General features: G+C 68.4%; 9 protein-coding genes, 1 tRNA gene and 1 pseudogene. 6 read left to right on the top strand and 5 right to left on the bottom strand.

Annotation, left to right across the window (positions count from 1 at the left end; all coding sequences use genetic code 11):
• Positions 1 to 235 precede the first annotated feature (235 nt).
• Positions 236 to 583, bottom strand: a complete 348-nt coding sequence (gene rpsP / locus PKE85_RS13615) for a 30S ribosomal protein S16 (protein WP_271205306.1) — start codon at positions 581 to 583, stop codon at positions 236 to 238.
• Between the two features lie 133 nt (positions 584 to 716).
• Positions 717 to 2,255 carry a signal recognition particle protein gene (gene ffh / locus PKE85_RS13610; protein WP_271205305.1) on the bottom strand — a complete coding sequence of 513 codons (1,539 nt, stop codon included), beginning with the start codon at positions 2,253 to 2,255 and terminating at the stop codon, positions 717 to 719.
• Between the two features lie 392 nt (positions 2,256 to 2,647).
• Between ffh and PKE85_RS13605 the strand changes: the two genes are divergently transcribed.
• From PKE85_RS13605 to PKE85_RS17715, 4 genes are all read left to right on the top strand, one after another.
• Positions 2,648 to 2,821, top strand: a complete 174-nt coding sequence (locus PKE85_RS13605; protein ID WP_271205304.1) for a hypothetical protein — start codon at positions 2,648 to 2,650, stop codon at positions 2,819 to 2,821.
• A gap of 123 nt (positions 2,822 to 2,944) precedes the next feature.
• Positions 2,945 to 3,808, top strand: coding sequence for a diaminopimelate epimerase (dapF, locus tag PKE85_RS13600; RefSeq protein WP_271205303.1), 864 nt, complete (start codon positions 2,945 to 2,947; stop codon positions 3,806 to 3,808).
• Between the two features lie 106 nt (positions 3,809 to 3,914).
• Positions 3,915 to 3,989, top strand: a tRNA-Thr gene (locus PKE85_RS13595).
• Between the two features lie 125 nt (positions 3,990 to 4,114).
• Positions 4,115 to 4,612: a DUF6538 domain-containing protein gene (locus tag PKE85_RS17715; RefSeq protein WP_428981355.1), complete on the top strand. Its 498-nt coding sequence runs from the start codon at positions 4,115 to 4,117 to the stop codon at positions 4,610 to 4,612.
• Here PKE85_RS17715 and PKE85_RS13590 read toward each other — a convergent pair.
• From PKE85_RS13590 to PKE85_RS13580, 3 genes are read right to left on the bottom strand one after another with little or no spacing between them, the layout of a single operon-like run.
• A complete protein-coding gene (locus PKE85_RS13590) occupies positions 4,521 to 5,762 on the bottom strand; it encodes an MFS transporter (RefSeq protein ID WP_271205302.1) in 1,242 nt (413 codons plus the stop codon). The two genes, PKE85_RS17715 and PKE85_RS13590, sit on opposite strands and share 92 nt — an antisense overlap.
• 27 nt (positions 5,763 to 5,789) lie before the next feature.
• Positions 5,790 to 9,392: an ABC transporter ATP-binding protein gene (locus PKE85_RS13585; RefSeq protein ID WP_271205301.1), complete on the bottom strand. Its 3,603-nt coding sequence runs from the start codon at positions 9,390 to 9,392 to the stop codon at positions 5,790 to 5,792.
• 51 nt (positions 9,393 to 9,443) lie between these two features.
• Positions 9,444 to 10,082 (bottom strand): aldehyde dehydrogenase family protein, encoded by a 639-nt coding sequence (locus PKE85_RS13580; protein WP_271205300.1) that lies wholly within the window; start codon positions 10,080 to 10,082, stop codon positions 9,444 to 9,446.
• A 278-nt stretch (positions 10,083 to 10,360) separates the two neighbouring features.
• Between PKE85_RS13580 and PKE85_RS13575 the strand changes: the two are divergent.
• Together PKE85_RS13575 and PKE85_RS13570 are read left to right on the top strand one after the other, a co-directional pair.
• Positions 10,361 to 11,157 (top strand): annotated as a pseudogene (locus tag PKE85_RS13575) (IS630 family transposase); the annotation flags it as partial.
• A gap of 932 nt (positions 11,158 to 12,089) precedes the next feature.
• Positions 12,090 to 13,100 carry an LLM class flavin-dependent oxidoreductase gene (locus tag PKE85_RS13570; protein ID WP_271205299.1) on the top strand — a complete coding sequence of 337 codons (1,011 nt, stop codon included), beginning with the start codon at positions 12,090 to 12,092 and terminating at the stop codon, positions 13,098 to 13,100.
• The last annotated feature ends 30 nt before the right edge of the window (positions 13,101 to 13,130 follow it).

The following is a 13,130-nucleotide window of genomic DNA, read 5'->3' as shown; positions in this document are numbered from 1 at the left end:
TGTCGTCTCGCTCGAAGGCCGAAGGCGGAACGCGAAGCCCCGGAGCGGACGGACGCCGCGCCGGGACCACGCAGATCGGGGAGCGCCTCGCGGCGCTCAAGGCCTGTCTGGACCGCGCCGCGGCGCGTGACGCCCACTCCCGTCATGCCCGGGACAGGCTCGGGCGTGGCGGCTGCGCGTGACGTTCCGTACGGCGTCCGAAATCCGGGCCGCGGTCATGCGGCCCGGAGGCGGATCACTCCGCGGCGTCGGCGCTCTTGGCGGCGGCCTCGGCGGCGCGCTCCTGCGCCTTCTTGCCCGGCTCGGCCTTGGTGGGGTTGTTGCGGGCCGGGCGCTTCAGCAGGCCGGCCTGGTCCAGGAAGCGGTGAACGCGGTCGGTCGGGGTCGCGCCCTTGGCCAGCCACTCCTTGGCCTTCTCCACGTCGAGAACGACGCGCTCGGCGTCCTTCGGCAGCACCGGGTTGTAGGTGCCGATGCGCTCGATGAAGCGGCCGTCGCGGGGATAGCGCGAGTCGGCGACGACGATGCGGTAGAACGGACGCTTCTTGGCGCCGCCGCGGGCGAGACGGATCTTCAGGGACATTTTCTTTCCTTCCAGTCAGGTCGTGGCCCCGGCCTCGGGCCGGGAGCGGTTCAGGGTCGTTCGGTCCATCCGGCGGAGGCTTCGGGCGTCGCGCTCGCGCGTCCGCCGCAATCTCCGCCTGAATTTCAAAGGCTCACTTCTTCTTCCCGAGACCGGGGAAGCCGCCGAGGCCCGGCAGTTTCGGCCCGCCGAGGCCGGGAAGCCCGGGCATTCCGCCCGGAAGCCCGCCGCCGCCGGGGAAGCCGGGCGGCAGGCCGTCCGGCAGCTTGCCCTTCTTCAGCTCCTCCAGCGCCTCCGGCGGGATCTGCGGGGCGCCGCCGCCGAAGCCCAGCGCCGCGCCGAGGCCGGCGAGCGGGCCGCGGCCGGACTTCGCGCCCTTGCCCATCAGCTTCATCATGTCCGCCATCTGGCGGTGCATCTTCAGCAGCTTGTTGACGTCCTCGACCTTCGCGCCGGAGCCCGCCGCCACCCGCTTCTTGCGCGAGGCCTTGAGGATGTCCGGGTTGCGGCGCTCCTCGCGGGTCATGCTGTCGATGATCGCGGCCTGGCGCCGGAACATGCCCTCGTCGAGATTGGCGCCGGCCATCTGCTTCTTGAGATTGGCCACGCCCGGCATCAGGCCCATCAGACCAGACATGCCGCCCATGCGCTGCATCTGCTGAAGCTGGTCGCGCAGGTCGTTCAGGTCGAACTGGCCCTTGCGCATGCGCTCGGCGGTCTTGGCCGCCTTCTCGGCGTCGATGGTGGCCGCGGCCTTCTCCACCAGCGAGACCACGTCGCCCATGCCGAGGATGCGGTTGGCGATGCGGGAGGGATCGAACTCCTCCACCGCGTCGAACTTCTCGCCCACGCCCACCAGCTTGATCGGCTTGCCGGTGACGGCGCGCATGGAGAGCGCCGCGCCGCCGCGGCCGTCGCCGTCCATGCGGGTCAGCACGATGCCGGTGACGCCGACCGCCTGGTCGAAGGCGCGGGCGGTGGTCACCGCGTCCTGGCCGGTGAGGGCGTCGGCCACCAGCAGCACCTCGTGCGGGTTGGTGGCTTGTCTGACCTCGACCACCTCCGCCATCAGCGCGTCGTCGAGCGTGGTGCGGCCGGCGGTGTCGAGCAGCACCACGTCGTAGCCGCCGAGCCGGCCCGCCTCCATCGCCCGGCGGGCGATCTGCAGCGCGGTCTGCCCCGGCACGATCGGCAGGGTGGCGACCTCGGTCTGGCGGCCCAGCGTGGCGAGCTGCTCCATCGCCGCCGGGCGGCGGGTGTCCAGCGAGGCCATCAGCACCTTGCGCCGGTCGCGCGTGGAGAGGCGGCGGGCGATCTTGGCGGTGGAGGTGGTCTTGCCCGAGCCCTGCAGGCCGACCATCAGGATCGGCACCGGGGCCGCGGCCGCGAGGCTGATCGGCTGGGCGTCCGGCCCCAGCATGGCGGCGAGCTCGTCATGGACGATCTTGACCACCATCTGGCCGGGGGTGACCGACTTCACCACCTCGACGCCGACCGCGCGCTCCTTCACCCGGTCGATGAAGGACCGCACCACCTCCAGCGCGACGTCCGCCTCCAGCAGCGCGCGCCGCACCTCGCGCATGGCCTCGGCCACGTCCGCCTCGGTCAGCGCGCCGCGGCGGGTCAGCCGGTCCAGAATGCCGCCGAGGCGGTCGGTCAGGGTCTCGAACATGAAGGCCAGCGCCTCGTGGTTGGTCTTAAACGGAGCCGTCGGCGCGCAACGCAAAACGCGCCCGCGGACGTGATCGTCGGCGGACGTTGACCCCCCGAACTCATGGGACGGGCGGCTTGGCTGGCGTCTGGTCTTTCAAGACGTGGGCGCTCCTTACAGGCCGCGGAGGTAGCCGTCAACCGCGCCGCGACGGAGCGTCGCGCCTTCGTCACATCTCTCGCCGCCGAGCGATTCCCGCGTTAGGTTGCCCCTCGTAGAGCACACATGGCTCGTCCGATGGCGGCGCATACCGCGCCGTCGGGACGGGTCTTGATGAACGTCCATTATCCGAGGCGTCGCGGAAGTCAGGCTCTCGTCCGCAGCGCAAGGCATAAGCCCGTCGGAGAGACGAAATGACCCTCATCGCACCGCGCGACGGCGCCGTTTTCAAGGCGTTCGCTTGCTGGCCCTCCCGAATCGGCGCGATCGCGCTGATCACCCTCGGCGTAAGCCTGGGGGCCGACGCCTACGCCGGCGGCCCCGCGCCCGCCGCCGTGGCCGAACAGACGCCGACCGGCGTGGGTTAAGAGCGCCCCTCACCGTTTCAGCACGCTCCGTCGCGGCGAAACCCTGGCGTTTCGCGAAGGCGCGCGCGATATGAAGGCTCGACGACGGCCCCCTCGCGGCCGCCGAACAGCTGGTGTCGCGCCATGAGCTCCCTGATCGGTCGCCCCTTCCTGAAGATGAACGGCCTCGGCAACGAGATCCTCGTGCTCGACCTGCGCGAGGGCGGCGCCGTCGCGCCCGACGAGGCGCGGGCGCTGGCCGCCCGGGACGCCACCCGCTTCGACCAGCTGATGGCGCTGCATCCGGGCCGGGGCGACGTGGACGCCTTCATGCGCATCTACAACGCCGACGGCTCGGAGGCCGCCGCCTGCGGCAACGGCACGCGCTGCGTGGCCTGGGCCCTGATGCGCGAAAGCGGGCGGGACGGGGCGCTGCTGGAGACCTCCGCCGGGCCGCTGGTCTGCTCGGCGGGCGCCGAGCCCGACCAGGTGACGGTGGACATGGGCGCGCCGAAGTTCGGCTGGGCCGACATTCCGCTGTCCGAGGCCTTCGCCGACACCCGCGCCATCGAGCTGCAGGTGGGCCCCATCGACGCGCCGCTGATCCATTCGCCCTCGGTCGCCAATGTGGGCAACCCGCACGCGATCTTCTGGGTCTCCGACCTCGACGTGGTGGATCTCGGCCGCGTCGGGCCGCTGCTGGAGAATCACCCGCTGTTCCCGGAGCGGGCCAACATCTCGCTCGCCCGGATCGATTCGCGGGAAGCCCTGACGCTGAAGGTGTGGGAGCGCGGCGCGGGCCTGACGCTCGCCTGCGGCACCGCCGCCTGCGCCGCCGCCGTCTCCGCCGCCCGCACCCGCCGCACGGGGCGCGACGTGACGGTGACCCTGCCCGGCGGATCGCTCAGGATTCAGTGGCGCGAGGGCGACGACCACATCCTGATGACCGGCCCCGCCACCTTCGAGCACGACGGCCGCATCGACGCCGCGCTTCTGGCGGGCGCGTGAGCCTTTCGGGCGGCCTGAAAAAGTCCGCCCCGCCCCGCTTGCGCCGCCGCCTCCCCTGTGGCAGTTTCCGCGCGCTTCGCCACGCCCCTTCGGGACGGAGGCCGACGCCGCAGTAGCTCAGTGGTAGAGCACACCATTGGTAATGGTGAGGTCGGGAGTTCAATCCTCCCCTGCGGCACCAGATTTTTCCCTGAAGAATGAACATGTGTTGAAACCCTTGGGGCTCCAGCGCGCCCGGCGGCATGCACGGGCGTCACGCATGGTTCTCCCGACGTCCCGACCTTTCAGGCTCCCCCAAAGACAGGCGTGTACTGGCACCGGAGGCGCGTTCCGGCGGACCTGAAGGCGGCCTATGAGGGCCGCTCGCCGCCGACCACGACGGTCAACACGAGGAACCCCGAAGAGGCGCGCCGACGTCACGCCGCAATGGCTGATGAGGTCTCTCGTCGTTGGTCCACGCTTCCGCGACGCGCAAACCGGGCGCGTCCCGCTCAAAAGCCATGGCCCTCCCAAGGCCTTGGCGCCCTCCAAGCGGATCGGCGTCCGATCGACGCTCCAGCCGGCCGGAGCGCGAGAGTTCGACCGGACACAGGCGGGCGCCACAGCGCGTCTCTTCCGGGATCCGGGGCTCAAGCCGCGCGCCAACGTCATCGAAAGCAAGTCGTCGGAGCCAAGATTCGTGGCGGGACCAGAGCTCGCGCGCCAAGAACCGTCAGCCGCCCGGCGCCACAGACTCCACGGGCTTCCGATTCAAGCCGACACGCGAAAACACCATCATCACAGCGATCCCCGCGAGCGCCGTGACCGCGGCGTGCACGACGAAGAATCTCGCCCAACCGGGATAGGCGTCGATCGCGAGCCCGGCGACGTTCGGCGCGACGATGCCGCCCAGCAGCAGAAAGGCGTTGACGAGAGCGATCTCGCTGGCGGCGTGGCGCAGCGACACCAGCCGCAGCGTCGCCAGCATCCACATGGCCGACATCATGGCGTAGACGCCCATCTGGGCCACCATGACGGCGCCGCCGATGAGCCAGGACGCCGCGTCCGGTCCCAAGGCCACTCCGGCCCAGGCGAGGCTGAGGCCGATCTGGAGGACGACGCCGGCGCCGATCATCGCCGTCAGGCCGAACCGGGAGGCGAGGCCGCCGCATGCGAGCGCCGCCGCGGCGCAGAGGATCGACCCGCCATAGCCGGCGCTCCAGCCGATCTGCTCGGCGGTGAAGCCCCTGTCGCTCAGAAGCACCAGACCGAGCCCGAAGGGCGGCGCCATCACCGCCGAGAGGACGAACAGCATGGCCACCGCCCCGACGAGGCCGGGTCGTCGGAACATCGCCCCGGCGACGGCGACGAGCGAGTCGGTCGAGGCTTCGGCCGCGGCGCTCCGGTCGCCGGGAAGCGCCAGAATCGCCGGCCATGTCACGAGCAGCGCGAGGGCCGCGAAGGCGAGCGCGCCGGGCCAGCCGTAATCCGGGAACTGCGACGCCAGGACGCCGGAGCCCAGCCAGTTGCCGATCGAAGCGCCGGCGAAACGGGCCCCCACGGCCGTCGCCATCTCGGACTCGTGGAGCCCTTCGCGCATCCAGGCTCCGAGCGCGATGTTCCGGGTGGCCAGCGCCACGCCCGCCGCGAGGCACACCAGCAGGACCGGGACGCCGCCCGCACCGTCGGGGACGGACGCCAGCCACAGCGCGCCCGCGGCCAGAACGCCTGCGGCGAGCAGTTGCGACAGTCCCGCCCACCCCGCGCGCCGGCCGAGCCAGCCGATGGGGTGGCGGTCTACGAACGGGGCCCACAGGAACGCGACCGCGAAGGGAAGCGTGACGTAGCCGACGGCTGTCGCCATCGCCGCGCCAGCGCCTTCCTCACGAAGAAGAAACGGTCCGGCCACCACCAGGAAGCCCAGGAGCAGGCTGTCGGGCAGGAAGAGCAGGGCGATGCGCAGCTGACGGAGCATGGAACGACTTTCATTTCACCGCGCGGCTCAGGCTCCTGCCGGAACGTGCTGATGTCCGTCGCGAGCCTCGCCCGACCAGCGATCCGTGGCGTTCTGGGCGCGCCAGAGGTCGCGGTAAAGCGGGCATGTGGCGAGCAGATGCTGGTGGCTCCCGACGCCCGCGACCCCTGCGCCCCGGGCGAGAACCACGATCTGGTCCGCGGTGGTGACGGAGGCGAGGCGGTGGGCGATCACCATGGCGGTGCGCCCCTGCGTCAGAGCGCCGAGCGCCTCTCGGATCGCCAGCTCGTTCTCCGGATCGATCGCGGCCGTCGCCTCGTCGAGCAGGACGATGGGCGCGTCCTTCAGCAGCGCGCGGGCGATGACGAGACGCTGCTTCTCGCCGCCGGACAGATGGACGCCGCTCTCCCCGATGCGGGTGGCGTAGCCGTCCGGCAGCTGCATGATCCGCCCGTGGATGCGGGCCGCGCGGGTCGCCCGCTCGATCTGCTCCATGGTCGCGTCCGGCCGGCCGATCCTCAGATTGGCCTCGACGGTGTCGTCGAACAGGAAGTCGTTCTGGAACACCATGGCGAGGCTCCCGTAGAGCCGGGCCTGGGGCATGGAGCGCACGTCCACCCCGCCGATCTCCACGCTGCCGGAATCCACGTCCCAGAACCGGGCGATGAGGTTCACCAGCGTCGACTTGCCCGCTCCGGACGGCCCCACGATGGCCGTCAGCTTGCCGTCCGGCAGGGTGACGCTGACGTCGTCGAGCACCCGTCGCTCGCCATAGGCGAAGCGGACCTTCTCGAGCCGCACGTCGAAGCGCTCGGGGATCCGGGCCGTTCCGGGCGCGGGGTCGGGCAGGATCGGCGCGTCGAACGCCTTGCCGATCGCCTCCATCGACCGCTCGATCAGACGGCGGTAGCTCGTGAGTTCGGCGGCGTCGAGGATCGGGATGTAGAAGGCGAGCGAGAACAGCGCGAACAGCACGAAGGTCTCGACCGGGACCAGCCCGGAAGCCGCCATGAGCCCGCCGCCGCAGGCCAACACGACGAAACCGAGTTCGAGCACGCCGACGCCGACGCCGAACGTCGGCGTCACCTTGCTGACCGTGTGCAGGCTGGCGTCGCGATAGCCCTTCATGGCGTCGTCGAAGCCGGCCGCGGTCGTCACCGACATGCCGAACGCGCGGATGACCGGCAGGCCGCGGAGAAACTCCAGCATGCTGCGGTCCGCCTGCGCCCGCGCCTCGATCAGCCGATCCCAGACCGCGCAGTAGATGCGATCTGTCCAGTGCAGGACGACAAGGTAGAGCGGCAGGGTGGCGAACAGGCACAGGGTCAGCCGCCAGTCGAACCACACAAGCACGAGCGCCGCCATCGCGGGGCCGATGACCGCGCGCAGGAACTGACCGGGCGCGGAGATGAAGTCGATCTGCGCCGGATGGGCGACGAGCAGGCCGGTGAGCCGGCCCGCGTCCGCGCCATGGAAGAAGCTGAGCGGAAGCCGCCTCAGGCGATAGCCGACCGCCTTCTGAAGCGCCGCGATCGCGCGCGGCTGGACGCGCCAGAGCGCGCGAAGCGCCGCGTGCTGCATCACGATCTCGACCGCGAAGCAGACGACGAGGATCGCGGAGTAGATCGCCGCCCGCTCAACCGTCAGCCGGTCGTGCAGCAGGTCGATCACGCTGAGCGCCGCCAGCAGGATCGGCGCGCCGTGCACGAAGCCCTCGGCGAATTGCAGCGGCAACGCCACCCGCAGGAAGCGCGCCCGCTCCGGCCCGAGAAGCCGGAAGAACATCCGGAAGAACGAGCCGCCGGCAAGATTTTCATAGGCGAGGTCCGGCTGTCCGCCCGCGTCGTCCTCCACGGCCGGCGCAGGGGCCTCCGTTCGAGCCTCGCCCCGGCCCTCGAACCGCCACGTCTGGCTGCGTTCGTAGGCTTGCCACTGCTGCCGATAGGTGATCGAGCTCTGATGGAGTTCGGCGTGCGCTCCGGCGGCCTCGATCCTGCCGTCGGCGATGACGAGGATCTGGTCCGCGCCGCGGATGGTGGCGAGCCGGTGGGCGATGACGATCACCGTGCGCCCGGCGGCGAGCTCGGACAGGGCCGCATGCACCCGCTCCTCGCTCTCGGCGTCGAGCGAGGCCGTAGCCTCGTCCAGCACGACGATCGGCGCGTCCTTCAAGATCGCCCGCGCGATCGCGATGCGCTGCCGCTGACCGCCGGAGAGAAGCGCGCCATCTTCGCCGATGCGGGAGTCCAGCCCGTCGCTCAGTTCGTCGAGAAAGTCCGTCACGCAGGCGCGGCGCGCCGCCGCCTCGATCTCGGCGTCTGAGGCCTCAGGCCTGCCGACGCGGATGTTGTTGCGGACGGTGTCGTCGAACAGGAAGGTCTCCTGGAACACGAAGGCGACCCGGCTCATCAGATCGTCCGTGGCGATCCGGCGGACGTCGACGCCTCCGACCGACACCGCTCCCGACGAAACCTCGAAGAAGCGCGGCACGAGCTTGGCGATCGTGGACTTGCCCGCGCCCGAGGGCCCGACCAGCGCCGTCACCTCGCCGGGCCGCGCCTCGAAGCTGACGCCGTTCAGGATGACATGGCCGTCGATTTCCAGACGCACATCCTCGAACCGGACGCCGTTGTCGCGCGGGGTCTGCGGCGCGGCGGGCTCCGCAAGCGGCGGGATGGCGAGGAGCCGCTCGATCTCGGCGCTGGCGATCTTGATCTTCCAGAACGCATGCCCGGCCGAATAGGTGAGCTTCGCCAGGGGCGGCGTGACGCCGATGCCGAGCAGCAGCGCGAGGATGACCGCCTCAGGCGTGGTCCACCCCATAGCGAGGAGCAGCGCGCCCGTCGGCAACACGGTGAGAAGCGTGCTGCGCAGCAGGACCAGCATCACCGCGAAGGGCTTGAGCGCCGCGACCGCGTAAGCCTCCGACGACCTGGCGTAGGCGTCGATCGCATCGGTCAGTTCGGCGAAGGAGCTGTTCGCGCGCGTGAAGGCCTTGATGACCTTCATGCCCGCGACATACTGCACGACCACGCTGTTCAGCGCCACGTGGCTCATCATGTGGCTCATGCGCTCGCTCTTGCTCGCCCGCAGCGTCACCCAGTAAGCGAGACCGATCAGCGGCATCGGAGCGAACAGGGCCAGGGCCAGCCGGACGTCCACGAAAGCGAGAAGCGCGAGCGCCGCCAGCGGCGCGACCAGAGCGCTCGCGATGTCGGGAACGGCGTGGGAGAGAGCGCTTTCGATCTGCTCCACATCGTCGTGCAGGACCTTCTTGGTCGCGCCGGTGGTCCGACCGCCGAGGGCTCCGAGCGGCAGTGACGACAGATGCCGCCCAAGCGCGACGCGGATGTCGTAGAGGATGTCGTAGGCCGCCACATGCGCCACATGCGCGCTGACCGACTGCAGCGCCGCCTTGGCGATCACCGCCAGGACGGCGCCGGCGAGCAGCCACCCCAGGCCGTCGGCGGCGGCCGCCGCGCCCCCCGCGAGCATCGTGGCGGTCATCTGATAGATCACCAGCGCCGGAACGAGGCCGAGCAACGCCGCCGCGACGGAGAGCGCCGCGCCGACGCCAAGCAAGCCGGCGCGACGGCGGATCAACTGCAGAACGGTCAGATGTGCGGACATTCGTTTTCCCACCACGGCTTTGCTTCGCAGGTCCGGATCAGGCCCCGCCGCTTAGGCTCGCGCCCCGACGTAAGGCGCGACCAGTTGGCTCCAATCGGTCTTCGGACGATCGATGGGGCGCGACACCCATGTGTAGTTGAGGAAATTCCGCCAGTTGACATTCTCGCCAACCAGGCTTCCACCCCATGTTCCGCAGGATAGCGTCGTCGTGAACGGCATGCCATTGGAGAAGCTTCCGCTGTTTCCAGCTCCTGTCGATTGATTCACCATCAATCTGCTGGTCTTGACGGCTCGCGCAAGATGGCAAATCTGCTCGGGTCGGTTGGTGTGAATGCCGCAGCTATGGCCCCGTCCGAACTGCCCGGTGAGGCGGCACACCATCTTCACCGCATCCTCGAAATCCCGCACATGCGCCATTCCAAGGATCGGCGAGAGCTTTTCCCGGCACAGCGGATCCTGCTCCGACGCGGCGAGGACCGAGCAGACGAGAAGGCGCGTGCCCGGCTTGACGTCGACGCCGGCCTGTTCGGCGATCTCCGTGGCGCTGCGCCCGACGACCGAACGCGCCAGGACGCCGCCGGGCCACACCGCCGCCCGCAGACGACGCCCCTCTTCGGCGGTGCAGAAATGCGCGCCGCGGCGCTGCAGTTCGCGGCGCAGGCTGTCCCGCAGGCTTTCCACCGCCACCACGCAGCTTTCGGACGAGCACGACGTGCGGCGGCACGACAACGCCGTCCGTCTACACTCGGCGCTCGGTTACAGGCCGCCCGCGCCCGAGGTCGCGTTGTGGCCGGTGACGTGACCCTTCAAGGCTCAGTCCTTTTTCCAAATTCTGATCGACGCGCCAGCTCGTCACCCAAGTCGTTCGGTCTTTAAGGAGATAATACCCACGGCCTGCGGCTGTGACGCGCGTGGGATTTCCACAACGTCGGGGGTGATGACCCTCTACATCTGGGAGGATTCGCGCCATGGCGTCAGCGATTTCGCTTCGCGGGGACTATTCCGCCGCCGAGCTTCAGCGGCTTGCTGCGTCGAGCCGCCATGCCAACCGGAGCCGCCGCCTGCTGTCGCTGGCCGCTGTCTTCGACGGCATGAACCGGACCGAGGCGGCCCGTATCGGCGGCATGGACCGTCAGACGCCGCGCGACTGGGTCCATCGCTTCAACGAACACGGCCCGGACGGGCTGAAGGACAGTTGGGCCAACGGCTCCGTCCCGCGACTGTTTTCGGCGCCACTCGCGGAACTCGCCACGATCGTCGAGACGGGCCCGGACCGGGCCGTTGACGGCGTCGTGCGCTGGCGGCGGATCGACCTGAAGCGGGTGATCGAGGAGCGCTTCGGCGTCGCCTATCACGAGCGCACGATCGGCAAGCTCCTGAAGCAGATCGGCTTCTCGCACGTCAGCGCCCGGCCGCGCCATCCCGGCCAGAAGGCCGAAGTCATCGCGGCGTTCAAAAAAACTTCCCGGCGACGCTGAGGGCGCATGTCGGCCACCTGCCCAAGGGCAAGCCGATCGAGATCTGGTTCCAGGACGAGGCTCGCATCGGCCAGAAGAACGGCGTCGTGCGGCAATGGGCGAAGCGCGGGACGAGGCCACGCCAGCCGGCCGACCAACGCTACCGGAGCGCCTATCTGTTCGGCGCGATCTGCGCCCCGCGCGCGGCGTCGGCGCGGCTATCGCCATGCCGCTCGCCGACAGCCACGCCATGCAGACCCATCTCGAGGAGATCGGCCGGACCGTCGCGGGGTCCCCATGCCTGCGTGCGATGGCGGCGATCCGTCCGGCGAGCCGCAACGCCTCCGGCCGGCGCGCCTCCGGAACGCCGCTCGCGTCGAGGCGCGCCCCGGCTCCATCGGCGAGGATCAGGAGACCGCCGTCCCCGACGCGAAGCCCCTGATCCACGTCGGGGCCCTTGACGACGACGCCTGGAACGCGTCCGCGCCGCTCCTCGGACGCCGGGCCGCGAAGCTGAGCTTCAACATCGCCGGCGAGATCAGATAAGGTCTTATCAAGATCAACCCTGCGACGAACGCCGCGAGCCGCGCCTTTCGAGAGCACAAGGCAGACGGGATCCTCTTCGCCGCCGATCTCGATGGCCTGCAGCGCGATCGCCGCCCACCAGGCGTCCGCCCGCATTCCAGCAGGCAAACCTCGTGAGAAAAACAGACTGTCGTCCATGATACGAGCACATCCCGCTATAAGCGCATAATAATCCGGCCGTCGAACAACGGTTCCGGCCCTTATTGCGCGGCGCTGAGACGGAAAATATCGACGCATCGCCAGCTCGGGATTGAGTTATTGGCGCGCCATGAAAATCGTCAACACATCTCGTTACTGAGAGAAAATATTTGATTCATTCCATTAAATCTTCGAACCGCCCCGTTCCTCAACGGCCTCGTCTCAAAATATGTCGGTTGTTTTTCAGACTGTATCATTTTAACGAAAAGCGAAAAATGATCGATCTACCAGCAAATTATACGTCGAAAACAAAAATTCATCGTACTATGGTCTACACCACCACGAAGCCTTTATTTAAATAACAATTCCATTTTTGTCACGGACTAGTGACTCTGAAATCCCTTGACCCTCACGCAGAAGATATTGTTGTGGGACCCGGCGCTGAATGGATGCGACTGAATTTCGCCGGCCTCTTGGCCCAGAAATCCGTTCACTCCCGCAAGGAACGAGTATTCAGATGGCGACTCTTGTAGGCGGACAGGCGGTAGAATTTTACGTCATCAACACCAGAAACCCTGAACCGGACAGCTATTGGCCAGACGTCAAAAATATCACTGCGCTGTCCGATCGTTTCGATCTCGACGGAATTCTTTGTTTTTCGTCGAACGACACGCTTGTGGACCCCTGGCTGACCGCGCAACATGTTCTTGCCAGCTCACGCCGCCTGACCCCGATCATCGCGGTGAATCCGGTCTATCAGCACCCGATTACATCAGCCAAGATGGTGTCGTCTTTGGCCTATATGTACGGTCGCCAGGTGGCCCTGAACCTGATCACCGGCGCGGCCGCGCGCGACCGCGAGGTTCTTCACGACGACGTTGCGCATGACGATCGTTATGTCCGGCTGACGGAATACGCCGAACTGATGCGCTCTCTTCTCTGGAACGCCTCGCTGACGAGCTTTTCCGGCGATTTCTACAATGTTTCCGCGGCGAAGATACTTCCGCATCCGCCGGCGCACCTTCTGCCGACGTTCATGGTGGCAGGCCATTCCGCGGCGGCGGAACGCACCGCCGCCGCGGTCGACGCCGTGAGGATGAGAATGCTGGCTCCGGACCTCGCCGACGCCACGCCCGCAGGCCCGCATCGCAAGGGCGTGCACCTCGGCGTCGTGACCCGCAAGACCGCGGCTGAGGCCTGGACCGCGGCGAGGACCCACTTCCCTCCGGAGCCGGACGGCGAAGGCGTCCTCGAGATGACGATGGAGACCTCGGACTCGGCCTGGAAGCGCAAGCTCTACGATCAGCTCAGGCAGCGCCAGCCGGCCCATGACGGGTTCTGGCTCGAGCCCTTCGGCCAGTTTCAGGCCGACTGCCCCTATTTCGTCGGATCCCACGACGAGGTCGCGGAAATGCTGTCATCGCATGTGACGCAAGGGGTTCGATGGTTCATTCTCGACATGCCCTCCCATGAGGAGGAGTTCGAGAATCTGGACATCGTTCTGAACGTTCTCGGCGCGCGATCATGACGACCGGATTGGGGACAGACATCCCCGTGG

This window comes from Methylopila jiangsuensis, from assembly GCF_027922305.1.
Lineage (GTDB): Bacteria > Pseudomonadota > Alphaproteobacteria > Rhizobiales > Methylopilaceae > Methylopila > Methylopila jiangsuensis.
The sequence above is the reverse complement of the archived record's forward strand: the minus strand, read 5'-3'. Positions and strand labels throughout refer to the sequence as shown.

Coding starts and splice junctions, on each gene's coding strand:
- rpsP (WP_271205306.1), bottom strand. CDS start 583: ATGTCCCTGAAGATCCGTCTCGCCCGCGGCGGCGCCAAGAAGCGTCCG.
- ffh (WP_271205305.1), bottom strand. CDS start 2,255: ATGTTCGAGACCCTGACCGACCGCCTCGGCGGCATTCTGGACCGGCTG.
- PKE85_RS13605 (WP_271205304.1), top strand. CDS start 2,648: ATGACCCTCATCGCACCGCGCGACGGCGCCGTTTTCAAGGCGTTCGCT.
- dapF (WP_271205303.1), top strand. CDS start 2,945: ATGAGCTCCCTGATCGGTCGCCCCTTCCTGAAGATGAACGGCCTCGGC.
- PKE85_RS13590 (WP_271205302.1), bottom strand. CDS start 5,762: ATGCTCCGTCAGCTGCGCATCGCCCTGCTCTTCCTGCCCGACAGCCTG.
- PKE85_RS13585 (WP_271205301.1), bottom strand. CDS start 9,392: ATGTCCGCACATCTGACCGTTCTGCAGTTGATCCGCCGTCGCGCCGGC.
- PKE85_RS13570 (WP_271205299.1), top strand. CDS start 12,090: ATGGCGACTCTTGTAGGCGGACAGGCGGTAGAATTTTACGTCATCAAC.